The sequence below is a fragment of the Candidatus Manganitrophus morganii genome, from assembly GCA_021651055.1.
GTDB classification, from domain to species: Bacteria; Nitrospirota; Nitrospiria; order SBBL01; family Manganitrophaceae; genus Manganitrophus; species Manganitrophus morganii.
This window is the reverse complement of record JAJHOH010000001.1, coordinates 2,099,808-2,121,227: the sequence shown is the minus strand read 5'-3', so window position 1 is coordinate 2,121,227 and position 21,420 is coordinate 2,099,808. Positions and strand designations below refer to the sequence as shown.

Annotated in this window: 23 protein-coding genes and 1 other RNA gene; 7 read left to right on the top strand and 17 right to left on the bottom strand. The window is 54.1% G+C overall.

Translation table 11 applies throughout. The annotated features are described in order from the left end of the window. Nucleotides 1-55: 55 nt before the first annotated feature. The 5 genes from MCM46_09650 to MCM46_09630 form a co-directional block, all read right to left on the bottom strand. Nucleotides 56-676 (bottom strand): precorrin-8X methylmutase, encoded by a 621-nt coding sequence (locus tag MCM46_09650; protein ID MCG3112070.1) that lies wholly within the window; start codon nt 674-676, stop codon nt 56-58. 52 nt (nt 677-728) lie between these two features. Beyond that, nucleotides 729-1,055, bottom strand: coding sequence for a cupin domain-containing protein (locus MCM46_09645; GenBank protein ID MCG3112069.1), 327 nt, complete (start codon nt 1,053-1,055; stop codon nt 729-731). A gap of 62 nt (nt 1,056-1,117) precedes the next feature. Further along, nucleotides 1,118-1,924 carry a hypothetical protein gene (locus MCM46_09640; GenBank protein ID MCG3112068.1) on the bottom strand — a complete coding sequence of 269 codons (807 nt, stop codon included), beginning with the start codon at nt 1,922-1,924 and terminating at the stop codon, nt 1,118-1,120. Between the two features lie 66 nt (nt 1,925-1,990). Beyond that, complete coding sequence (locus tag MCM46_09635; protein ID MCG3112067.1) at nt 1,991-2,467, bottom strand: nuclear transport factor 2 family protein; 477 nt, start codon at nt 2,465-2,467, stop codon at nt 1,991-1,993. Beyond that, entirely contained in the window at nt 2,468-4,063 is a 1,596-nt protein-coding gene (locus MCM46_09630; GenBank protein ID MCG3112066.1) for a glycerol-3-phosphate dehydrogenase/oxidase, read from the bottom strand. A gap of 119 nt (nt 4,064-4,182) precedes the next feature. On the opposite strand from MCM46_09630, the gene MCM46_09625 reads away from it, so the two are divergent. The 4 genes from MCM46_09625 (at nt 4,183) to MCM46_09610 (ending at nt 7,682) form a co-directional block, all read left to right on the top strand. Then, nucleotides 4,183-4,506: a rhodanese gene (locus MCM46_09625; GenBank protein ID MCG3112065.1), complete on the top strand. Its 324-nt coding sequence runs from the start codon at nt 4,183-4,185 to the stop codon at nt 4,504-4,506. Nucleotides 4,507-4,629: 123 nt separating this feature from the next. Continuing rightward, a complete protein-coding gene (locus MCM46_09620; GenBank protein ID MCG3112064.1) occupies nt 4,630-5,007 on the top strand; it encodes a hypothetical protein in 378 nt (125 codons plus the stop codon). A 120-nt stretch (nt 5,008-5,127) separates the two neighbouring features. After that, nucleotides 5,128-7,080, top strand: a complete 1,953-nt coding sequence (acs, locus tag MCM46_09615) for an acetate--CoA ligase (protein ID MCG3112063.1) — start codon at nt 5,128-5,130, stop codon at nt 7,078-7,080. A 119-nt stretch (nt 7,081-7,199) separates the two neighbouring features. Continuing rightward, nucleotides 7,200-7,682: a Slp family lipoprotein gene (locus MCM46_09610; GenBank protein MCG3112062.1), complete on the top strand. Its 483-nt coding sequence runs from the start codon at nt 7,200-7,202 to the stop codon at nt 7,680-7,682. An 18-nt stretch (nt 7,683-7,700) separates the two neighbouring features. On the opposite strand, the gene MCM46_09605 is transcribed toward MCM46_09610, so the two are convergent. The 6 genes from MCM46_09605 to MCM46_09580 all read right to left on the bottom strand — a co-directional run bounded on the left by MCM46_09605 (nt 7,701) and on the right by MCM46_09580 (nt 13,008). Continuing rightward, the gene (locus tag MCM46_09605) at nt 7,701-8,135 is read right to left on the bottom strand and encodes an archease (GenBank protein MCG3112061.1); all 435 of its coding nucleotides are present in this window, start codon (nt 8,133-8,135) and stop codon (nt 7,701-7,703) included. A 7-nt stretch (nt 8,136-8,142) separates the two neighbouring features. Next, complete coding sequence (locus MCM46_09600; GenBank protein ID MCG3112060.1) at nt 8,143-9,072, bottom strand: GTP-binding protein; 930 nt, start codon at nt 9,070-9,072, stop codon at nt 8,143-8,145. Between the two features lie 2 nt (nt 9,073-9,074). Next, nucleotides 9,075-10,532 carry an RtcB family protein gene (locus tag MCM46_09595; GenBank protein ID MCG3112059.1) on the bottom strand — a complete coding sequence of 486 codons (1,458 nt, stop codon included), beginning with the start codon at nt 10,530-10,532 and terminating at the stop codon, nt 9,075-9,077. A gap of 124 nt (nt 10,533-10,656) precedes the next feature. Next, nucleotides 10,657-11,085, bottom strand: a complete 429-nt coding sequence (locus tag MCM46_09590; protein MCG3112058.1) for an archease — start codon at nt 11,083-11,085, stop codon at nt 10,657-10,659. A 38-nt stretch (nt 11,086-11,123) separates the two neighbouring features. After that, a complete protein-coding gene (locus MCM46_09585; GenBank protein MCG3112057.1) occupies nt 11,124-11,648 on the bottom strand; it encodes a class I SAM-dependent methyltransferase in 525 nt (174 codons plus the stop codon). Nucleotides 11,649-11,682: 34 nt separating this feature from the next. After that, complete coding sequence (locus MCM46_09580; GenBank protein MCG3112056.1) at nt 11,683-13,008, bottom strand: ChaN family lipoprotein; 1,326 nt, start codon at nt 13,006-13,008, stop codon at nt 11,683-11,685. A gap of 458 nt (nt 13,009-13,466) precedes the next feature. Between MCM46_09580 and MCM46_09575 the strand changes: the two genes are divergently transcribed. Genes MCM46_09575 through MCM46_09565 form a run of 3 tightly spaced genes read left to right on the top strand, consistent with a single transcriptional unit; the run spans nt 13,467 to nt 15,783 of the window. Then, nucleotides 13,467-13,808 (top strand): cupin domain-containing protein, encoded by a 342-nt coding sequence (locus MCM46_09575; GenBank protein ID MCG3112055.1) that lies wholly within the window; start codon nt 13,467-13,469, stop codon nt 13,806-13,808. Between the two features lies 1 nt (nt 13,809). Then, nucleotides 13,810-14,334, top strand: a complete 525-nt coding sequence (locus tag MCM46_09570) for a methylated-DNA--[protein]-cysteine S-methyltransferase (protein ID MCG3112054.1) — start codon at nt 13,810-13,812, stop codon at nt 14,332-14,334. Between the two features lie 51 nt (nt 14,335-14,385). Continuing rightward, complete coding sequence (locus tag MCM46_09565; GenBank protein ID MCG3112053.1) at nt 14,386-15,783, top strand: ATP-binding protein; 1,398 nt, start codon at nt 14,386-14,388, stop codon at nt 15,781-15,783. A 13-nt stretch (nt 15,784-15,796) separates the two neighbouring features. On the opposite strand, the gene MCM46_09560 is transcribed toward MCM46_09565, so the two are convergent. The 6 genes from MCM46_09560 to smpB all read right to left on the bottom strand — a co-directional run bounded on the left by MCM46_09560 (nt 15,797) and on the right by smpB (nt 21,399). Continuing rightward, nucleotides 15,797-16,366, bottom strand: a complete 570-nt coding sequence (locus tag MCM46_09560) for a deoxynucleoside kinase (GenBank protein ID MCG3112052.1) — start codon at nt 16,364-16,366, stop codon at nt 15,797-15,799. A 71-nt stretch (nt 16,367-16,437) separates the two neighbouring features. Next, nucleotides 16,438-17,475 (bottom strand): hypothetical protein, encoded by a 1,038-nt coding sequence (locus tag MCM46_09555; GenBank protein MCG3112051.1) that lies wholly within the window; start codon nt 17,473-17,475, stop codon nt 16,438-16,440. Next, nucleotides 17,472-18,503 carry an adenylosuccinate synthetase gene (locus MCM46_09550; GenBank protein MCG3112050.1) on the bottom strand — a complete coding sequence of 344 codons (1,032 nt, stop codon included), beginning with the start codon at nt 18,501-18,503 and terminating at the stop codon, nt 17,472-17,474. The genes MCM46_09555 and MCM46_09550 overlap by 4 nt, the downstream gene beginning before the upstream one ends. Before the next feature lie 16 nt (nt 18,504-18,519). After that, nucleotides 18,520-20,142: a DUF429 domain-containing protein gene (locus tag MCM46_09545; GenBank protein MCG3112049.1), complete on the bottom strand. Its 1,623-nt coding sequence runs from the start codon at nt 20,140-20,142 to the stop codon at nt 18,520-18,522. Nucleotides 20,143-20,408: 266 nt separating this feature from the next. Then, nucleotides 20,409-20,755, bottom strand: a transfer-messenger RNA (tmRNA) gene (ssrA, locus tag MCM46_09540). 164 nt (nt 20,756-20,919) lie between these two features. After that, nucleotides 20,920-21,399, bottom strand: a complete 480-nt coding sequence (smpB, locus tag MCM46_09535; protein MCG3112048.1) for an SsrA-binding protein SmpB — start codon at nt 21,397-21,399, stop codon at nt 20,920-20,922. Between the last annotated feature and the right edge of the window lie 21 nt (nt 21,400-21,420).

Below are 21,420 nucleotides of genomic sequence, written 5' to 3'. Positions count from 1 at the left end.
TTTATCCAACAATCTGCAACAAGAAAAGCGTGGGTCTCTGTAGACGGAAACCGGCCTACGAATGTGTGGCAAGAAGGGAGAGGGCATTGATGATCGCCGCGGCCACGGCGCTTCCCCCTTTTCTCCCCCGACAGGTGATGAAGGGGGTGGAGAGGGAGAGAAGCTCCTCTTTCGCCTCGGCGGCCCCGATAAAGCCGACCGGGACCCCGATAATCAGCGACGGCTTCGCTTTTCCTTCTTTTACGAGGCGGATCAGATGCAGAAGCGCGGCGGGGGCGTTTCCAATCGCGTAGATCGATCCATCGCTCGTTTCTGCCGCCTTCTCCATTGCGACGGCGGTGCGGGGGAGGTTGACCTCTTTTGACTTTAAAATCACATCATCGTCGGAGATAAAGCACCAAACGGTCCCGCCATATTTTCTTAAGCGGTCTTTGGCGATCCCGACATCGACCGTCGGGGTATCGGCGACGATATCGGCGCCGAAACGGATCGCCGCCACCCCCGCTTCGACCGCCGCGGGGTGGAAGACCATCTCGCGGGCAAAATCAAAATCGGCCGTGGCATGGATGACCTGCCGGACCACCGACCACTGGCCGGGATGGAACGAATGCGAGCCGACCTCCTGATCAACGATTTTTAAGCCAGCCTCTTCAACCGCCTGCGGATCTTGCAGCATGGTCTGCTCCCCATTTTGGTTTGAAATCAGCTTTTACTTCCATTTATTATTTCTAATGATGATGCGGCTTCGGCGCCATTAAGACCAAGACCACCAGCCGCTCGGAAGAGCGGTTGGTGACGCCGTGATCGACGCCGGCCGGTGCCAGGACCGCCGAGTGGGCCTTTACCGTCTGCTCTTCCGTTCCGACACGGAAAGATCCCTCTCCTTCTAACACATAATAAACTTTATCCTCTCCTTCGTGGGCATGCGGCTTCTGCGCCTGACCCGGCTCAAAACAATAGAGATCGCAGAAGAGGTTCTTCGTGTCAAAGAGGTTGATCTTCTTCATCTTCTCCGGGGAGAAGCTCTTCATCTTTTCAATAGTCGTGATCTGCATTCACTTCCTCCGCTCCGTCGAATTTTGTTCTTTCCTTCTTTTCCAGCCCCCTGGCATCCTCTTTAGAGAAATCCGACATCGACGAGAAGGAAAAAACGGGAGAAGATCTCGCCGATAATCACCATCATCATCGCGATGTAAAGAAGACCGGTCGCCGACATCGTAGCGCGCTCTTTCACCGTTTGCAAGATCATCGGGGCAATAATCATCGGGCCTCCAATGCCGATCAGCAAACGGATCCAGAGGTAGAGCCCCTCAAACGTATTCAAGAGAAGCGCGTTCCAAAGCCGCTCCGACTCGGAGGTCAGCAGCAGATTCAACAGCGCCAGTCCCCCCTCCACAAAGACGAACCACATAAAGAGCTTCGCCAGGTTTCGAAGGGGAACGATCGAAAGCGACGGGCGCGTCAGATAGCTGTGGCCCAACAACATCGCCAAAACCCCCGCCCCCAGAAGAAGACTGGAGACCAGAAAATAGAGAGAAAGGGAGAGGGCGCGAATCGGTCCCGCCGACGCGGGGAGATAGTAGCCGACGCTCGCGAGGATGGCGACCACCCCCACGCCGGTCGCCCCCCAGAGAAGGGGCCGGCTGTGGTGCGGATGGCGAAACCAGAGACGAAGGTTGTAGATGAAAAGAAGAAGGGCGAAGAGGGAGTAACATAAAAGGATCACGCCGCTCCATTCCAATTCCGCGGAAAATGAAACCGGGAAGAGAAAAAGTCCCAGGAGAAGGGTGAGAAGAAAAACCAGTCCGTTCGTCCTGAAGAACCCAAGCCCAACGGCTTCAAGAGAGGGAAGCGAGAGGAGAAAAGCCCCCCCCACTGCCATCTGTCCGAAGACCAAAAATGCGATTTCCTGAATTCTTCCCATGGTTCCAATAAAAATGCGAAGCGGACTGCTCGATGGCCGCTTTATATTTCTAGGCCATCGGCCGGTTTAAGGGGTCTCTTCGGGCGGGGTTTCTTCGTCGATCATCGGCAGCTCTTCTTCCCCTTCCCCCTCTTCCTCCTCGTGTTCTTCCTCCAGAGAGAGAAGGGGAGAGCCATGATGATGAATCAACAGCCATCGCCCGTCGCGCCGCTCGAAGAGATTGGTGGAGAGGACCCTCCCCTCGACCCATCTTCCCTGATCCTGCGTGGAGATCATCTCAAGACAGACGACCCAGGCCCAATCCGATTTGACAACAATGTCGATCAGGTTGACGGAAAATTTAATCTGATAGGTATGGTTGAAGATCAGCACCCAACTGTCGCGAACTTCCGCCCAACCGCTGCGCACTTCCCACCCGGGATGAATGCATTTGACGTAATCTTCCTTGATCCAGAGGGCGTCCATCTCCTGGATATCGAGTTTTTCAAAGGCCTGGTAGAAGGTCTCATTCGCTTTTCGGACCGCCTCGATGTCGCTCTCCACTTACTCCACCTCCCGCTGGTAGTCGTCGATCTCGCTTTGTATTTGCTCCCGGTTCCAACCGAGTATTTGTCCCATCTGTTCCGCGATCTGAATAATCATGTTTGAATCCCGCTTGTAGGGGCCGAGCGCCAGTGCCGTCCGCCGCCGCATGAAATCGGAGAGATGCTTCGCCATCTCCACCCGGACCGCATAGACCGCCTCCGCCAGGAAGGGATATCCTAGTGGGGTGAGCGGTTTGAGCAATCCTTTTTCTTGTTTTCCCAAAGCAAGGACCGCATGGAACTTCGTTCCATAGGCCCCGATTAGATACCGGATTCCCTCGTTGCTGAGGTGATACTGCTCCCGGGCAGGCGGCGCTTCTTCCTTCAGATACTCGATCAGGGATGGCATCTCCCCGCCATAGAGTGAAGGATCGCTGGGAGGCCGTGGATGGGCCTTCAGGTCGGGCGCCTTCTTTACGACGGCATCAACGGCCTTTTCAGCGGTCGATCGAAAGAGGGTGAACTTTCCGCCGGCCAGGATCAACATCCCTCCCGGCGTCCATTCGATCCTTCCTTCACGAGAGACATCGGAGGCGCTCCCCGCCGGATCATAAATCAACGGCCGGACCCCCGCGTACCGCCCAATGACCGCTTCCGTCCCCAGCCTCTCCTTGGGAAAGAGCCGCGCGGTTTCCCGAAGGAGCCAGGCGACCTCTTCGTCTTCGGCCCGAATGTGATCGAGGTCTCCGGCAAAATCAGTGTCGGTGGTGCCGATGAGACTTTTTCCCTTCCAAGGAATGACGAAGAAGATCCGCCGGTCCTTCTCGCTCGATACCACGACGGCGTGACTTCGCGTCAGGCTCGGAAAAACCAGGTGGATCCCCTTGGTCTGCCGAATCCGGCGGGGTGCTTCCCCCTCCATCCGACAAATCGCGTCGACCCAGGGACCGGCCGCGTTCACGACGATGCGGGCGTAAATATCGTAATTCGCGCCGGTCAGGACCTCCTTCACCCGAACGCCGCAGACGCGCTCTTTCTCCCGGATGAGACCGGTGACGGCGACATAATTAAAAATCGACGCCCCCCACTCCCGCGCAGAGAGCAGGACAGTCAGGCAGAGCCGGGCATCATCCATTCGGCAGTCGTAAAAACGGGCGGCGCCGACCAGCCCTTCCGATTGCAGGCCGGGCTCCTCCGCCAGCGCTTCCGCTGGAGTGAACATCCGGTGGGGTCCGATTCTCTTCGATCCGGCGAGGAGGTCGTACAGGATCATCCCGGCCCGGATCTTCCATTTCCCTCTCCCATCACCGCGATAAACCGGAAAGAGAAAGGGGAGGGGCCGGACAAGGTGCGGGGCAAGCCGGGAGAGAACATAGCGTTCATGCACCGCCTCGTGAACGAGGCGAAGCGCTCCCTGTTCAAGATACCGGATGCCGCCATGGATCAGGTGAGAAGTTCGGCTGGAGGTTCCCCCCGCGAAGTCCCCCTTTTCAAAAAGGGCGACCGACAACCCGCGTAAGGCCGCCTCCCGGGCCATCCCCGCCCCCTGGATACCGCCTCCGATAACAACCAGATCAACGGGGGCCGTCTGTAGCCGGTCCAAACCCGATGCCATCGCCTATTTATATCCTACTTTCCGTGAGAGGTCAAATTGCGGTTGACGATCAAAACAAAGTGAGTTTATGATGAAGATTCCAGAGGAACCGTGTCATTCCGAAAGAAAAGGAGCCGCTCGTGACCTATCAGATTTCACCCCAGGATCTCAAAAAAAAGAAGGACCAGGGAGAGCCGTTTCTCCTGTTGGATGTGCGGGAGCAGGTCGAGTTTGACTTCGCACGGATCCCCGATTCGGTGTTGATCCCACTCAGCCAGCTTCCGTCGCGAATCGGCGAGCTCGACCCCGAGCAGGAGATCGTCACCGTCTGCCACCATGGCGTCCGCAGCCTCACCGCGCTCGGAATTTTGGTTAAAAACGGCTTCACGAATGTGAAGAATTTGACCGGCGGGATCGACGCTTACTCCGTGACGGCCGACCCGAGTATTCCGCGGTACCGCTAGGGCTCCATGTCATTCAACTCCAACCGGGCCTCCTCTGCCACCAACCCCCACCCCTTGACAGATAAATCTCCTTTTCTCGATGATGAAATGAAGGATGCATTCATTCATCCTGAAGGAGGTCCCATGGCACAGAAGACAAAAACTAAAAAGACAGCGGCCCCAAAAAAGGCGACCGCAACACAGACACGGAAAAAAACCGAGGGGAAGCCGGAGGAGATGATTCGCCTCTTGAAAGAGGTCGATGATCATCTCTCTTCCTTAGGAGAATTATACAACGAATATAAAAAAGCGTTCGAGCAGGTGACGCACAGGCTGGATCAGTGGGAAGAGCGGTTCGGCCGATTCAACACCCTCGCCTCCCGGCTGGCGGAGCTGGAATCGGAAATCCACGATCTGACGCGCGGCTATTTAGAGCGGATCGAGGCGCTGGAGAGAAGACAGGCAAATATCGAAGCACTGGAAAGGAGACTCGCGCGAACGACAGAGCAAGAGGCGGCTTAGCGGGAATCCCTTCTCCGCATTTTGTTCATTGACATTTTCTTCGTTCTTTCATTACAATTCGGCATCTGGTACGGTTCGTTTTCGTGAATACTCATCAATGATTTACGCGGGGAGGAAGGGATGGCCCGAGAGAAAGAGATCACCTCCGTTCTAAACGAGCGTCGTCTTTTTAAGCCGAAGAAAGAATTCAGCAAAGCGGCCCATCTTTCGAGCTTGGAAGCTTACAAGGGCCTCTACCGGAAGGCCGAGAAAAATCCGGAGGCCTTCTGGGCGGGGCTGGCCAAGGAGCTCTCCTGGTTCAAGCCGTGGAAAAAGGTCTTGGAGTGGAAGCCCCCCTTCGCCAAGTGGTTTGTCGGCGGCAAGATCAATATCGCCTATAATTGCCTCGACCGTCACCTGGAGGGCTGGCGGAAAAACAAGGCGGCGATCATCTGGGAAGGAGAGCCGGGCGACTCGCGCGTCTTGACCTATCAAGATCTCCATCGGGAGGTTTGCAAGTTCGCCAATGTCCTGAAAGGACAAGGGGTCGTCAAAGGAGATCGCGTGGCGATCTACATGCCGATGATCCCGGAGCTGGCGATCGCCATGCTCGCCTGCGCCCGGATCGGCGCCACCCATTCGATTATTTTCGGCGGCTTTTCGTCCACCGCCTTGCGGGACCGGATCAACGATGCCGAAGCCCGGTTGGTCGTGACGGCCGACGGCGGCTACCGAAAAGGGGAGGTCGTCACCTTGAAAGAAAAGGTCGACGAGGCGCTGAAGGAAACCCCGGGCGTCCAACGGGTCGTTGTCGTCCGGCGGACCAACACCCCGGTCGAGATGCAGGCCGATCGCGATTTTTGGTGGCATGATTTGATGAAAACCGCCTCCGATCAATGCAGCGCCGAGGCGCTCGACTCGGAGCATCCCCTCTTCATTCTCTACACCAGCGGGACGACCGGCAAGCCGAAGGGGATCGTCCATACGACGGCCGGTTATCTTTTGGGGACGACGGTCACCGCCCGATGGATTTTCGACCTCAAAGAGACCGACACTTACTGGTGCACCGCCGACATCGGCTGGGTCACCGGCCACTCGTATGTGATTTACGGCATTCTCTCCAACGGCGTCACGACCGTGATGTACGAGGGGACGCCGACCTATCCGAAGCCCGACCGGATCTGGGAGATCATCGACAAATACAAAGTGAATATCCTCTATACCGCGCCGACCGCCATCCGCGCCCTGATCAAAATGGGGGAGGAGTGGCCGAAGCGGCACGACCTCTCAAGCCTCCGGCTCCTGGGGACGGTCGGGGAGCCGATCAATCCGGAGGCCTGGATGTGGTATCACCAGGTGATCGGCAAGGGGCGATCTCCCATCGTCGATACTTGGTGGCAAACCGAAACCGGCGCTATCATGATCACCCCGCTTCCCGGGGCGATCCCGACGAAACCCGGCTCCGCCACCCTCCCCTTCCCCGGAATCGCCGCGGACGTCGTCAATCGGGAGGGAGAGTCGGTTCCGGCCAACGTCGGGGGCTACCTTGTGATCAAGCGCCCCTGGCCGTCGATGCTTCGAACCGTTTGGAAAGATCCGGACCGCTACAAAAAGCAGTACTGGTCCGATATCCCGGGGGTCTACTTTACCGGCGACGGCGCGCGGCGCGACAAAGACGGCTACTTCTGGGTAATGGGACGGGTCGACGATGTGATCAACGTCGCCGGACATCGCTTGGGAACGATGGAGATCGAATCGGCGTTGGTTTCCCATTCCACCGTCGCCGAGGCGGCGGTCGTCGGCCGGCCCGACGAGCTGAAGGGGACGGCGATCTCCGCCTTCGTCACCCTGGAGATCGGAAACGCCCCGAGCGACCAGCTCAAAGAGGCGCTGCGCGCCCATGTGGTGAAGGAGATCGGCGCGATCGCCCGGCCGGACGACATCCGGTTTACCGAGAATCTTCCCAAGACCCGGAGCGGCAAAATCATGCGGCGGCTCCTCCGGGATATCGCCGCGGGACGGGAAACCCTCGGCGATACGACCACCCTGGAAGACTATACGGTCCTGGCCAAGCTGCGGCAGGAGGAGGAATAAAAGAGGGTCCTCCTGATCCGCTGGGAAATACTGAAGAAAATACGGCAATCACGCGACATTAATTTCTTGACTTTTATACCAACCTTGGTAAAATCTTCGATACCTTTATGGACTATCCCATGAAACAGAAGTGGCCGATCTTTTTAGCCCTCCTCCTCTTTATGTCGACCTCGGCCTGCAACGCCGTCCTCTCCGAGCAGGTTCGGTCGACGGCCAACGAGGAAACCCTCTTCGAAGAGATTTTTGAAGATCCGAAGCAACACGTCGGGAAGATTATTATCCTCGGCGGGGAGGTTCTTCGTCTTCAATATAAAGGACAGCAAACGGAGGTGGAGTTCGCAGAAATTCCCCTCTACCGGACCGGCAAGCCGGCTTTGGGCTTCGATCCGGGAGAGCACTTTTTCGTGATCTTCCCGTACCGGGTCGATGAGACCCTTCTTAAAAAGGGAAAGGTCATCACGGTTGCAGGCCGGGTCATCGGGACCCACAACGTCCGCGGCTTCGACTACCCCCTCTTCGCATACGAAGAAGCCTACGTCTGGGACAAGCTCCGGCAAGATCGTTTCCCTTCGTACGGCGCTTTCCTCGGACAATCGTCCTAACCCTCACTTTTATCCTCATCAGATATCGAGAACGACCGTCGCCTTCCATCCGTTCGCATCGGAGGCCACTTCGAACTTGTGCATCGTGACTGCTTTGACATCGACCCGGAGTTGATGCCGGGAGACGTCGATCGGCTCCCCCCGACCGGTTCCGGTCAAATGATAGTTCCCATCCGCTTTCTGACGAATCGAAAGGTCAAACGATTTAAAGAGGAGCAGATCGACATCCTTCCAGTAGATCAACTCCTGAAGGAAATTAAAAAGAAGCATGTCGATTGCTTTGTTCGTCAGATCAAACGTACGGGATTCCTTCTTTCGAATCGTCCGAAGATCATGCAATTGAGCGGCGGTCACCGCCTGACCCGCCGAGGAGAAAAGCGCCTCCAGCGTCTTGCCGCGCGCCTCAAAGGCGATGTCGGCCACGGTCAACCCCTCAATGAAACGATACGGCATCTGATTCTCAGGATCGGTCTGATGAATGATCAGGGGGAATTGCGCAAGCGGCGATCTGCGCTTCGATCACCGGTTGAAGGGAGAGAACCTTTTCTCCAATGAAGATGATGCCGAGCGCATCCTCCTCCGGAAAAGAGATCAGCTCCGATCGGCCCGCGACGAAGTTAAAAAGAAAGACCCCCTCGGGAAATCGGACAAATCCTTTCGCGCGATAAATCTGCGGCGGAAATTGACCCATCATCTCCTCGAAACAATCCCGCTCAAGGGTTTGATCCGTGCGGAGTTGAAAGGACTCCATTGACGGATGATGCCCCTCCTTATTTCTCTCATGCACCTCTTTCCGGTTGTCTCTCCGGAGCGGCCTTCCAAAGATGAGGGCCGGATCGATCTCACAGCGTGTCGTCTCCAAAATGAGAGCGGCGGGGTTGATCGCCCGGATCATCTCTCGGGCCTTGCGGCGCTGTTCGTCGGTGACCAGATCAATCTTGTTGAGAAGGAGAAGATCGGCCATCTCGATCTGAATCCGGCCGGTGTGGCCGATGGAAGGAAATCGGACCGTCGCATCGGCATCGACCACGGTGACGACAGCATCGATCGGGAAATCGAGGAGGTTTTCTTGGATATCGCCGATCAGGGCATCGGGCTCCGCCAATCCGGTCGTCTCGACGATAATCTCATCCGGCCCGACCGTCTCGACGATCTCTTTCACCGCCGCCTCGAAATCGCCCAGCAGTGAACAGCAGACGCATCCCCCTTCCAGCTCGGCAATCTTGATATTTTTCCCGGCCACCACGCGGGCATCGACCGCCAGTGCGCCGAACTCGTTCATGATAATCGCAAGGCGCTGGTCCGACAGCGCGACCAACCGTCGCAGCAATGTCGTTTTGCCGCTCCCGAGATAACCGGTAAGGATGACGATGGGTGTTTTAGTCGCCACAGCTACCCTTTGACATTTCCGATCGGGGCGAACTTCACCACCCGTCTTGAGATTCCGGCACGCTCGCACGCGTCGACCACTTCGTCGATATCTTTGTAGGTCGGTCCGGCTTCTTCGGCCAGACCGGCGAAGGAAGCGGAACGGACATAGATTCCCCGGGCGCGAAGCTCCTTCTGCAGCCGGTCGCCGCGGAACTGCTTGCGCGCCTGCGTCCGGCTCATCGTCCGGCCGGAGCCGTGGGCGGTGCTTCCGAAGGTCTCCTTCATCGCCCCCTCGGTTCCGATCAAGAGATAACTGCCGGTCTCCATGCTCCCGCCGATGATCACCGGCTGGCCGTACGGTTGATACCGCTCCGGCAGCGCCTCGTGTCCCGGGCCGAAGGCGCGGGTCGCCCCTTTCCGATGAACCAGAAGCTCGCGCGATTTCCCGTCGATCCGGTGGCGCTCCAGCTTGGCGGTATTGTGGGCCACATCATAGATCATCCGCATCCCGAGCGCTTCGGCGCTTTTCCCGAAGATCCGCGCGAAACACTCCCGAATCCGATGGAGAATCGTCTGCCGGTTGGCGAACGACATGTTGAGGCCGCACTTCATCGCCGAGAAATAATCCCGGCCCTCCGGAGAGCGGAACGGCGCGCAGGCAAGCTCCCGGTCGAGGATCTTGATTCCATACTTCGACTCCATCACCTCCAAGAAAACCTGAAGATAATCGGTCGCCACCTGGTGGCCGAAGCCGCGCGACCCGCAGTGGAACATCACCACCACCTGATTCGGGAAGAGTCCCATCGCCTCGGCAATTTTCCGATCGAATATGTTCCCTTCCCGGACCACCTGGACCTCCAGGTAGTGGTTCCCGGAGCCGAGCGTTCCGATCTGGCTCAGGCCGCGGTCGATCGCCTTCTGGCTGACCTTCTCCGGATTCGCCCCCTCGATGCACCCGCTCTCCTCGGTGAGCGCGAGATCCTCCGGCCACGCATAACCGTTCTTCAGACACCACTGAGCCCCTTCGGCAATGACCTCTTTAAACTCGTTCGGCGTCAGCTTCACGAAACCTTTACTTCCGACCCCCGCCGGAACGCGGGTGTAGAGGAGATCGACCAGCTCCGTCAACTTCGGCCCCACCTCTGCCTCGGTCAGGTCGGTTCGGACCAGACGCATCCCGCAATTGATGTCGAACCCGATCCCCCCCGGGCTGATCACCCCCTTCTCGGCATCCATCGCCGCGACACCGCCGATCGGAAAGCCGTAGCCGGAGTGGCCGTCGGGCATACAGTAGGCGGCGCGGACCAGGCCGGGGAGGGTTGCCACATTGGTGATCTGCTCGATCACCGCATCATCCATCTCCCGGATTAGTTTTTCCGTTCCAACGATCCGGGCCGGTACCCGCATCCCTTCTTTATAGGAGGGATCGATCTCCCAGATCGTCTTGCTGACCTGTTTGACTTTATCTCCGAAAACCATCGCTTTGCTCCCGTCCGAACGGCATCCGCTCTTTAAAAAAGCTTCTCTTTATATTTTAGTCAAAGGAGGCAATGAATTGAAGGGGATCGATGCGGTCGATCGTTGAGCCGTCCAAGGAGAGGCCTCAACGGTCGAATAGGATATTCACCTGCCAGGCCTCGCCCCGGCGGACGATCTGAAATGGATTCGATCTGATCGCCGCCACCTCGTTCCGGACCGGGTGGCGGGTCGGATCGATCAGCTCTCCCATGGCGACCCCTTGTATCCGATGCCGGGGGCCGCGTTCGATTTTCACCTCGAAGAAGCTGAAGTAAAGATCCTCCCGATCTCTGAGCTGAATCAATTCCGAGAGCCAATGGAAGAGAAGCCGGTCGATGCTGTCGGCCGAGAGAAGCAGTTCTTTCCCGATCTCCGGGCGGACCTCCTCGGTATCGACCATTGTCTCAAAGAGTCCCTTCGCCGTCGCCCGGAAGAGCCCTTCGAGCGAGTCGCCCCGCGCCGCCAGCGACATCTCTCCGGTGGCGATCTCCTCCGATACTTGAAACTCTTCCAAAGAGATGCCTCGCTTCTACCGACGCCGAACGGATGCCGTTAACCCGGCCGTTCGGCGATCAGTTGGACCATCCAGCGATCCCCTTTGAATCCCTCGAAATAGAAGAGAATCCGAAAATCGAGAAAGAGCCGGAGCAGTTCATTGTGCCCCCAGCAAAACTCCTTCCGCCCCGGCTTGCCGAACCGCTCGTGCTGATCGATCAAGAAAGTCTCATAGACGAGATGCCCCCCCGGGCGAACGGCCCGCTTCATCTCGGGAAGGAGGTTCCGGTCGAGATAGTAGAAGCAGCCCACCAGAGCGTATCCCTCGCCGGGAATCGGGGTCGGCTGCTCCAGATCGACAGCGCGCGCGGTGAACGAGAGGCCGCGCCGGGCCGCTTCGGCGTTGCAGAAGGCCACCGCCTCCGGGTCGCGATCGAGCCCCACGACCTCGAACCCCTGCGAGGCGAGATAAAAGGCGTTTCGGCCGAAGCCGCACGCCACCTCCAATGCTTTCCCTTTTTGGAAGCGTGCAAGGTGTTCGGTCAACAACGCGGACGGTTCTTGGGAGTGATGTTTTTCCATCGATCGATTCGATTTCGTCGGATGTGCGGAACAGTCAGGGGTGCCGGGACGATTTCATCTCGGCCTCGGTCTCGATCATCTTCCCGTCGCGGAGGAGTTTCAGTTTGACCCGATCGCCTGGCGACTTCCGGCCGACGGCGTAGGTGAGATCAAACGGCTCACGCATCTCTTCCCCGTCGAAGGAGACGACGATGTCGCCCTGTTGGATCCCGGCCGCCTCCGCGGTGGAGTTCGGGGAAACATCGGTAATGCGCACCCCGGATTGAAACGGCTCGATCATGACCCCGAGTCGAACTTTTTTCGTTTCGACCTCTTTATAGCCGACCCCCCAGATGAAATCGGCCAGATGCAATGGGAAATCGGGGAGCTTGAGCTCCACCTGGAAGCGCTTCGCCTCCGGGACATCCTGCGTGTTCGGGATGACGATCTGATACGGCTCCGGCAGGCGCCGGAAGGCCCGCCGCGGGATGCCGAAGCCGTAGCCGACGTGGAAGCCCCCCGCAAAGACGACCATCTTTTTATCGGCTCCTTCGGGAGAGGTGAGATACCGAGCGATGCTCTCCGCCATCGTCTCGTCCCAAAGGAGCATCGTGTCGTAGAAAGAGGAGAACCCCCCGCCGTCCTGCCGGCCCATCGGACCATGTCCTTTGAAAATAGCCTGCAACGCCTGGCGGTGATACCGATCGGTCCGATCGATCTGGGGAAGCGCTTTTTGCTCTTCGGGAGAGAGGGCATCGATCCCCTTCATTCCGACTTTCGCCTCCCAATCCTGGGGCGCGTTCAAGGCAACAAGCGGGATTTTATTCTCTTTGATGAAGTTGAGCAGCTCCTGATAATAGCCCATCTCCATCCCCCAATTCTCGATCCAGAGCTTGCGGAAGTCTTTGTCGCTGAGGTTCCCCTCCAGCCACTGGTCGAGCTGGGGCTGGGCGGGCCGCCGGAACATCTCCATTCCGACCGCCACCTTCCCGGGGAATCGCTCGTTCATCGCCTGGAGGATTTCGCGCTGCACCCGATGGTCTTCGAGGTTGTCGTGGACCTCCCCGACGTAAATGATCCGCGCCGGCGTCAGAAAATCGATCAGCCGCTCCTTCGAGACGGCGACGCCGGTGGGAACATGGACGATCTTTCCCTCCTCGATCTCGTCGAGGTGGATATAAGGCGACTCCGCGGCGAGAGACTCCTCCGCAGGGGCGGCTGTCGGGGCGTCGGCGACGGGGGTTGGAGCGGGTCGCGTCGAATGGGGATTTGAAGCGGCCTTCGATTGTTCTTTGGAACGGCCCGGCCCGGCGCAGCCGAGCGCGAGCGATAGGAAGACCACGGTCAAAGAGAAGAGCTGAAGCTGTCGGGAGGGTCGCATGGGTTCATTCTACCGGGAAGGGGAGGGAGGTGTCAAACGGAGAAATTGGCCTGTAGGAGCGACCCGTTGGGTCGCTCAGAAGATCAGTTTGGCACCACCCATTTATCGAAGATTTATTGAAGAGATTTTTGACACCGTTGCTCGAAAACATTATAGTAAAGGCGCTCGCATGGAGAAGTTCAGATGGATACTGCGTATCTGGCCGCGAAAGGTCATCTCATCATTCCCTACCGGATCTGTAAGAAGTATAGCCTTAAATCCGGCACAAGAATCTGCTTTTTTGAACAAGGCGGCGAGATCATTATTCGCCCTATAACGCGGCGATATATTCTGTCAATCTGCGGAATGCTAAAGGGCAGACTTTCAGTAACTGCTGAACTCCTAAAAGATCGGGCATCCGATCGAGTGCGACTCGATCGGAAATTTAAGAATCTGAATAGACGGAAATAGGCTCTCTCATGTCTCACCCTTCTTATCACGAAGCCCTTCCCAAAGGGGTGGAGGTCCTCCGCTGGCCGCACAAACATCCGCTGCCGGAGTCGGAGATCGTCGCCTTCTTCGAAAGCCGCGATCTCGCTCCCAGCCGATGGTCGAACGGACCGGGCGAGGTTTACTCCGTCCACACCCACAACTATCAGAAGACCCTCTTCTGCGTGAAGGGGAGCATCATCTTTTCCCTTCCCGACCTGAACCAGGATATCGCGCTCCGCCCCGGCGACCGTCTGACCCTTCCCCCTGGCACTCGTCACGGAGCGATCGTCGGACCGGACGGGGTCACTTGTATTGAGTCAGGGGATTGAGATGAACCTCTATACCGATATTGATTCGCCGCTGGGGCCGATCCTGTTGGTCTCGGACGGCGCTGTACTCACCGGCTTCTATTTCGTCGGTCAGAAGTATGCCCCGGACGCAACCCCTTGGAAGCGAGATCCGGGACTCCCACTGTTTCGCGACGCCGAGGCCCAGATCGCCGCCTACACCTCGGGAAAACTGAAAACGTTTAATCTGCCGATCCGGTTCAAAGGAACCCCCTTTCAACTCCGGGTCTGGCAGGCAATCGCGGCGATTCCGTTCGGCGCGACGCAAAGCTACTCGGTGCTGGCAGCCCGGATCGGCGCGCCATCGAGCATGCGCGCCGTCGGCGCGGCGACAGGACGCAATCCGATTTCGCTGATCGTCCCCTGCCATCGGGTCGTCGGCCGCGACGGGGCCCTCACCGGATACGCCGGCGGCCTCGATCGGAAACGGGCGCTGCTGGATTTTGAATCGGGTCTTGATAAGGCCCTGTTCCGTCCGATCCGGCACCAGACGACCGCCAGCCTATAGCGGCGATCAGCATTAAGGCGGTAACAAAGTCTAAACCAAAGGAAATTATCGATGCCTAAAAATCTCAGTTTAAATGAGATCCGGTCTCTTTTGGATTCTGGTGATTTTAATAAATTTATTGGAACTGTAGAGGATGCACAACTGGAATGTAAAGACGCACCCTATCAGATTGGACAAGATCATCAGAAACAAGAGTTTGCCAAGGATATATCCGGACTTGCGAACGCCGATGGAGGTTTTGTTCTCTTAGGGGTTAAGACAGAGCGGCATCCTACGCACCTTGGAGATGAAATTACAACGGTCAATCCTTTTATACAGAGCTTAGTGAACCAAGACCAATACCATAAAATCCTCCAGTCTTGGATCTATCCACCTTTGCAGCAGGTTGATATTCGCTGGTTTCCCTCCGGTGCCGATAAAGAGAAGGGAGTCGTTGCTATTCATGTTCCCTCTCAAGCCTCCACCAGACGCCCTTTCTTGATAACCCGAACCATTGATAGCAGGGGCAAGCAAATCGAAATCGTATTTGGTTATGTCGAACGCAGGCGAGACAATATACCGCCGACGTCAGTTCAAGAACTACATTCCTTAATAAGGGATGGTCTCCGGTTTGACTCCCTAGACAAGAAATATAACGAAATTCAAGAAACACTACAGCAGCTTATGGCGGGCCAGTCTCAGAAAGCAAATATTACTCTTCAACAGAATATACAAGAATTATTAGACGATCGAAGAAATGAAGCACTGATTGCAGTAGACCTCCAGACGCAACCAATTTTCATCCTTGCGGCAACACCTATCGAAGCAGTCGATATACCAACGCTCTTTCAGGCAAGTGATGCGGAGATTGTGCGTTTACTTAAAAATCCGCCGGAACTGAGACCAAGCGGATTCGATTTGACTATCGGTGAGACACCAAAGATCGTAAGGGGTCAACTTAGACGAGCGGTAAATCCTAAATATCGAATTCTTGATCTGTGGCGAAATGGAACGCTCATCTTTGCCACCCGAGGAGATGAGGAATTCTTAAGCTGGGGAAGGCCTCGCGGTGCGCTTCGTATTAATCCTCTTGTCCTGGCTGAATCTACATATTTATTTGCTGAACTGAACAGGCAGGTTTCAGCAAACGCTCAGCCGCATCCCCAAAGCATTGAATATCGACTGGAGTTACTTAACATGACACGAGATGGGATGCCTTGTGGGCTTATCCCAGGTCCGATAGGCACATTTGGGTGGGAATTCGGAACGGATATCCGCAACGCTCCGGATTCTCAAGTGACCATTACGAAAAGGAGCACCGACTTAGACCCAGGTATTGTGGCATTTGACCTTATCTCAGAATTGTACGGGTGGTTTGGACTAGAGCAGGATAAAATCCCCTACACTGAACGAAAAAACGGTCGTTTAGTAATTAGCCCTGATCAAATCCGTAGGGCTGGAGCAGGATAACGCAACTGAGTTGTTAACTTATATGTAACTGCTTGATGACTGTATCAACGTAGGTGGGATTAACAGAACTGTCCAGGTCCGGGGCATCAAGAATAATGATCTTCCCCTTATATTCTTTGAGAAAGTAATTGTCGAGGGCTGTCTTTACCGCTTCAAGATAGCTTCGCGTCATAATTTTCTCATAATCCCTTCCGCGTTGTGCTATCCGCTTTGCTAAAAAATCCACTGGCGCCCTAAGATAAATTAGTATATCGGGAATAGGAAGCCGTTTCTTCAAAACATTATATGTGTTTTCGAACAGTTCCCAATCCGCGGGATCTTTTAGGGTAAGGGTTGAAAATATATAATCTCTGTCCATAGCAAAGTCACTCACGACTGTCCCATTGAATAGTCCAGCCCGCTTCTCTCGAAGAATTTGATGGTAGTGCAGCAGAACAAAAGCAATCTCGGTTTCAACTGCATAAGATTCAGGCGCCACATAGAACTCTTTGATGAAAGGATGACGACCGCTCTCTTCAATGAGCGGGCTAGCTAAAATGGCATCCGCTAAATGTTTTGCAAGAGTTGTCTTACCTGAACCCATACAACCTTCAATGGATAGAAATCTATAAGTATTTAGTTTTTCTATGTCTCTAATCATTATGTTTTATTAAGTTACTTCGGACTTTCAGTAGTTGAGGTGTTATCCCGGAGTGGTGGAGAGGATTGCTGGCTTTTTGCTGGTGGAGAAGTTGGCGATGCAACTTGGGTATTAGGCTGAACTGCTGCGGATGAGTTCGTTCGTGCCGCCCCTGCTGCTCCTTCCAGAATTCCAACCGACTTACTTAACGTAACAATGTCATTCTTTAAATTTGAATAAGCATTAAAGAAAAGTCCAGCCATGGCGACAAGTAGGGCAAGGGCACCAATTGAAATTATAATCTCGAACCGACGAACAGTCTCTTTGACCCTCCTGACAGTTTGTTCTAATTCGAACACGGAGCTGCGAACACTCTCTCCAGGCGGCAAGTAATTTTGAAGCGATCTATCTGGACTATTCTTCGTAAAGACTTTGCAAGGAAGGTCGTTTAGCCCGGTAACTGTGATCATACCACGGGGTATTCGCTGAAACATCTCGTTAGTTAATTCCTCATCCTTTTTACCGCTAAAGAAATTTTCGCCAAAAGGGGTAGTTTTCTCAAAATCAATCGTAACGATGGGTTCAAAAAACCTAATAGTTTTTGCCTCATCTGTAAAATTATGAATAGGACAGCCAAGATGCCCTCTAAAGCCGGGCTCCACTTGAGGACCAGTTCCTAAAAGTAGCCCTCGGTAAACTTGTTTAACTCGTAAATTAAATCTCGCAATCATATAGGCTGGTATATTCACATATTCCATAAACCGAATATAGATTAATCCATTTGGAGGTATCTCAATTTCTAATTTACCTTCGTCTAAAATTCCCGATACTCTTTTTTTCCCCTCGGTATAGATTAGATACTCTCCCCCCGCATGAAGCGTATATGATGCAGGCTCGACATAATTGAGATCGAAAGGATGAATCAAATTCACTTTCTCTCGATAAAATATTATTCGATCTGAAAGTAAAAGCCCCGTGGATTTTGGATCTGGATCTACCCAAAAATCCTTCTCTGATACGGTTGGCGCTGGTTGTTTATAACTATCTGGAAGTATATTTCTTGGTTGACTCATAGTGTTAGATCTATAATCTCTTCGTTGGCCGGGCCCGTACCAATAAAACTCACATGTGTCTTAGTCTCTCTCTCCACGAATGCGATAAACTTTTGACTTTCTATGCATAGGTTATCAAGTTCTGTCTTTGATTTGTTTGTATATGATAGGTAATCTGCTCCATGCAGTGCAATTTGGGTCGGCCGATTAACTCTTGCCGCTCTTTTTACTTGTTCTATGTCAAAAAGTCCCACTCGCCGGAGTTTTTTAGTGGTTGTCGTATACTCCTTGATTTCCGTAGGGTAACCGCTTCTTCTCTGAATTTCTTCCCATGTGACCTCCTTGGCCAGAGGTCCTGAATTACCTGCCACGCGGATTGGATAGGTCCGAACTGCCATTATAATATCGGTAACGAGCCGGGGACTAACACCTACTTCACTTAGAAACCCGCTTGCAGTAGTATCGCGACTGGTCGCATAAGGATAATGCGATGAGTGGTACACCGACAGGCCAAAACCCTGTGTACCTTCAATGATAACCTTCCCATCCCTATCTAGCGCGCCGTTCACCTCTTCTGAAACATCTGTTAGGAAACCCTGTAATTCTAGACTGTCCTTCGCCAGCTTAAAATCAGGTTTTCTGAGCGCACGGTTCGCAACGCCGCTTCCGGTTCCGGACAAAGTTGATCCCAGCCGATCTCTCAGAGAGAGTGACCGTTCTTCTTCGCTTTGGAGAGAGGAGATGATCCCTGCGTTTCGATCGACCCCCACCCTTTGAGGATCAATCCCCGCAATTTTTATTTCGGTCAGTAGAATCTCAGGATTGATGAGTGAACCTGCAGCAAGGAGAAGACGGGTTCGTTGATTGATAAACCCGGCTGGCAGGCTTCGAAGCTCGTATCGCTGTCCGCGATAATCGACGGTATGGCCTGAGTTGGGTCCACCACAACGGACTACAATGTCTACATTGTCCCGCAGGGCAAGGTAGGAAACGATCTTCCCCTTGCCTTCGGAACCGAATTGTCCGCCAACTACAACCGTAAGAGGCATGGATTCCTGAACAGAGCTACTGGGATAAAGATCGGTCTAGTTTTGGGATGATCAAGTATTCTTCAGAATCATTTCCAAGCGCCTCGTAGTCTCCTGAGAGGTAGAAGTAGCCGACAACGGCCGATGTAATCGCATCCAACTCATCATGGCTTGCTTCCTTCGAAAGAAAATCCCCTTCGATGCCGAAAGCGCTCAATCCCAACCCTAGATCGCCTAAGCTTAATTTCTTTCTTGGGATCCTCATGATATCCTGGGCTGCCCCCGGATAGCTCTCAATAACATTGTAACCGAGCTTTCTGAATTTTTCAGCAAGACGTATCCCGCGTTCAGTGAGACCCTGCATGCTAGGTAATAGACATGGAAAGACTCTGACTCCTCTTCTCCAGAGTGTCCGCTCGCACTCCCTCAAAATACCTTTTTCTCGGCACTTGCACGAGTCTTTTGTGCAACAACGTCCCGTCGGCAAACTCAGGGGAGAATCAATCGAGATGATATCGGGGTGATAGCGAACTGTCTCGGTAATAATCTGTTCATCTGTTCTAACCAGCTTCGTGTCCGCAGTATTACCATCAAGCAAGGCCCAACCCGTCGGGCGGATTTCGGACGCTCGCAGGTCAATTCCAATCGCTCTGGGCATAAGATTCTTACTACCAGATATCTTCTTCAAAAGATCATTAACGGTGATTAGCGGCTTCTCTATTTTTTTAAATTTTAGAAGGGTCTTTACACGGTCAACCACGATCTGAACACGCGAGCCATTGACCCTTTTTACTTGAATATAGACTTTCTTTGGACGCTGCAAACGCGGTTGGAAGGGTTGGCTACTCGCACCATTTAAAAGACGGGCTGCCAACTGCTTATAGCTAAACCGTAATAGTGTCTGCAAACTCGTAATGTCCGCCGCATTGTAGCGAATGAGGTGTTCTAGCGCTTGGATCTCGCCTCTGACATAACGTGCCCAGAGCACGGTCGCACCAAGACCATCAATTGAAGAAATCTTCTTACTGCGTTGCAGTCCTAGTGTTTCTTCAATTTGTTTTAACCCTCCTGCATATCCTAACCGCTTAAGTATGTAACGAAGATCTAAGTGAATTGGAGGGAGTCTTAGCGACGGAAATTTCGTTTTCAGAAAGGGAAGGTCAAAAAGAGTTCCGTTAAAAGTGACCACAATAGAATAGCGACTCAATATGTCCGAAATCTGATCGAGATTGTGTCCGGACAGGAACACCCGCATCTTATTGGATTCACCGCCATACAAACCCAAAAGCGTAATCTCATCATAGTAGTGGGACAGACCAGTGGTTTCGATATCCAGAAACACTGTTCGTGACTCAAAATGCGGAAACAGCCTCCACCATTCTTCACGCGGAAGGTGGTCTCTGAAAAATTCCGCATCTTCTTTTTTCAGGGCTTCTTCTGATTGCGCGATGAGGTCATACGTCGTGTTTGGAAGGCGAAAAGAAAATTCCATTTGTCTGGAGAGATTAAGATATTGTTGCCAGGAGGTGATCCCGTCTTTCCAGAGAGACTTTTCTTTTATGGGACCAATCCCAGGAACATGGACAAATGTTCGGGGGAGGATAGAATCGAGGGTAGGGAGTGCTCCCTTGGAATGAATTATTTCTTTCTCAACAGCCAAGTTCCCTCTGAGCCAAATTGACTGGAACAGGCTTAATCCAACCGGGTGTTTGTTAAGGGAAGAATAGCGGGATTTTGGCCTTTCTGTCAAACAAAAAATATAACTGTTGGTGATATTATCGGGACACTTTAAACGAGGATCTGAAGGAAGTCAATGACGTCACCACCCACCGATCAGACTGGCCGGAGTTCCGTGATTGAGTCGGGAGGAGGAGCGGGCGGGGCTTCCTAAAAAAGGAAAAGCCCAGTTACCCGGGCTCTTCAAATTGGTGGAGGCGGCGGGAATTGAACCCGCGTCCGAAGATATTCAGAAAAAGAACACTACATGCTTAGTCTCTATTTTGGAGTTCGCGTCCAAGGTCGCCCAGAGACAGGCTCCCTCTTCCGCTAGCCTCGAAAGATCTCACCCAACTCCCCAAGGCGAAGAGTCAGGCCAGCCTGCTATCTGGCATCTTCCCCCCGCACAGGCGACGGAAAGTCGATGTCACTGCGTTTAGGCAGCGAGAGCTAATTGTTCATTAGCAATTATGTTTTTCCCATTTGTTTAACGAGCCCAATGGGACCTCGGCATGCGTTCCTTAACCTCTTTATCCCCGTCGAATCCGATCGCCCCCTATTGTATGTGGGGGCCCGTGCGGTTCCCGCTTCGCGGGAATCCTCCGATGCCCCCACGCCCCGAACGCTTGCACCGGCAAAGCCGGATGCTCGCTTGTTCTATAAATGCTCGGACAGGCCAAGCCTGCTGCTGGTATTTCCGATGACCTCATACACGAAATCATCAGAACTTGTCTTGTTTCTTTCCCCGGACGGCTTTTTCGATTTCACGCTGGGCCGACTTTTTTGATTCGGTTTCGCGCTTGTCGTACAACTTCTTTCCGACCGCCAACCCGATCTCTACTTTGGCCCAACCCCGTTTAAAATAGATCTTCAGCGGCACCAATGTGTATCCCTTCTGCTGGGCCTTCCCGAGGAGCCGTTCGATTTCTCGCCTTTGAAGGAGGAGCTTTCGCGTCCGCGTCGGGTCGTGGTTGGAAATGTTGCCGTGGCTGTAGGGGCTGATGTGGCAATTATATAGCAAGACCTCCCCATTTTCAACCCGGGCGAAGCTGTCTTTCAAGTTGATTCGTCCCTCGCGAAGCGACTTGACCTCGGTCCCGGCGAGGACAATTCCCGCCTCCAGCGTCTCCTCGATAAAATAATCGTGGAAGGCCTTCCGGTTGCTGACCACCAATGAATCGTTCTCTTTTTCGACCGCCATGATCTATTCCGCTCGAACGGG

Bases quoted from the DNA above. Each gene is read 5' to 3' on its own strand.
- MCM46_09585 (MCG3112057.1), bottom strand. From the start codon at position 11,648: ATGGAAAAACATCACTCCCAAGAACCGTCCGCGTTGTTGACCGAACAC.
- acs (MCG3112063.1), top strand. From the start codon at position 5,128: ATGGCCCGAGAGAAAGAGATCACCTCCGTTCTAAACGAGCGTCGTCTT.
- MCM46_09620 (MCG3112064.1), top strand. From the start codon at position 4,630: ATGGCACAGAAGACAAAAACTAAAAAGACAGCGGCCCCAAAAAAGGCG.
- MCM46_09550 (MCG3112050.1), bottom strand. From the start codon at position 18,503: ATGCCTCTTACGGTTGTAGTTGGCGGACAATTCGGTTCCGAAGGCAAG.
- MCM46_09605 (MCG3112061.1), bottom strand. From the start codon at position 8,135: ATGCCGTATCGTTTCATTGAGGGGTTGACCGTGGCCGACATCGCCTTT.
- MCM46_09595 (MCG3112059.1), bottom strand. From the start codon at position 10,532: ATGGTTTTCGGAGATAAAGTCAAACAGGTCAGCAAGACGATCTGGGAG.
- MCM46_09640 (MCG3112068.1), bottom strand. From the start codon at position 1,924: ATGGGAAGAATTCAGGAAATCGCATTTTTGGTCTTCGGACAGATGGCA.
- MCM46_09560 (MCG3112052.1), bottom strand. From the start codon at position 16,366: ATGGGTTCAGGTAAGACAACTCTTGCAAAACATTTAGCGGATGCCATT.
- MCM46_09570 (MCG3112054.1), top strand. From the start codon at position 13,810: ATGAACCTCTATACCGATATTGATTCGCCGCTGGGGCCGATCCTGTTG.
- MCM46_09610 (MCG3112062.1), top strand. From the start codon at position 7,200: ATGAAACAGAAGTGGCCGATCTTTTTAGCCCTCCTCCTCTTTATGTCG.
- smpB (MCG3112048.1), bottom strand. From the start codon at position 21,399: ATGGCGGTCGAAAAAGAGAACGATTCATTGGTGGTCAGCAACCGGAAG.
- MCM46_09565 (MCG3112053.1), top strand. From the start codon at position 14,386: ATGCCTAAAAATCTCAGTTTAAATGAGATCCGGTCTCTTTTGGATTCT.
- MCM46_09645 (MCG3112069.1), bottom strand. From the start codon at position 1,055: ATGCAGATCACGACTATTGAAAAGATGAAGAGCTTCTCCCCGGAGAAG.
- MCM46_09555 (MCG3112051.1), bottom strand. From the start codon at position 17,475: ATGAGTCAACCAAGAAATATACTTCCAGATAGTTATAAACAACCAGCG.
- MCM46_09580 (MCG3112056.1), bottom strand. From the start codon at position 13,008: ATGCGACCCTCCCGACAGCTTCAGCTCTTCTCTTTGACCGTGGTCTTC.
- MCM46_09630 (MCG3112066.1), bottom strand. From the start codon at position 4,063: ATGGCATCGGGTTTGGACCGGCTACAGACGGCCCCCGTTGATCTGGTT.
- MCM46_09650 (MCG3112070.1), bottom strand. From the start codon at position 676: ATGCTGCAAGATCCGCAGGCGGTTGAAGAGGCTGGCTTAAAAATCGTT.
- MCM46_09575 (MCG3112055.1), top strand. From the start codon at position 13,467: ATGTCTCACCCTTCTTATCACGAAGCCCTTCCCAAAGGGGTGGAGGTC.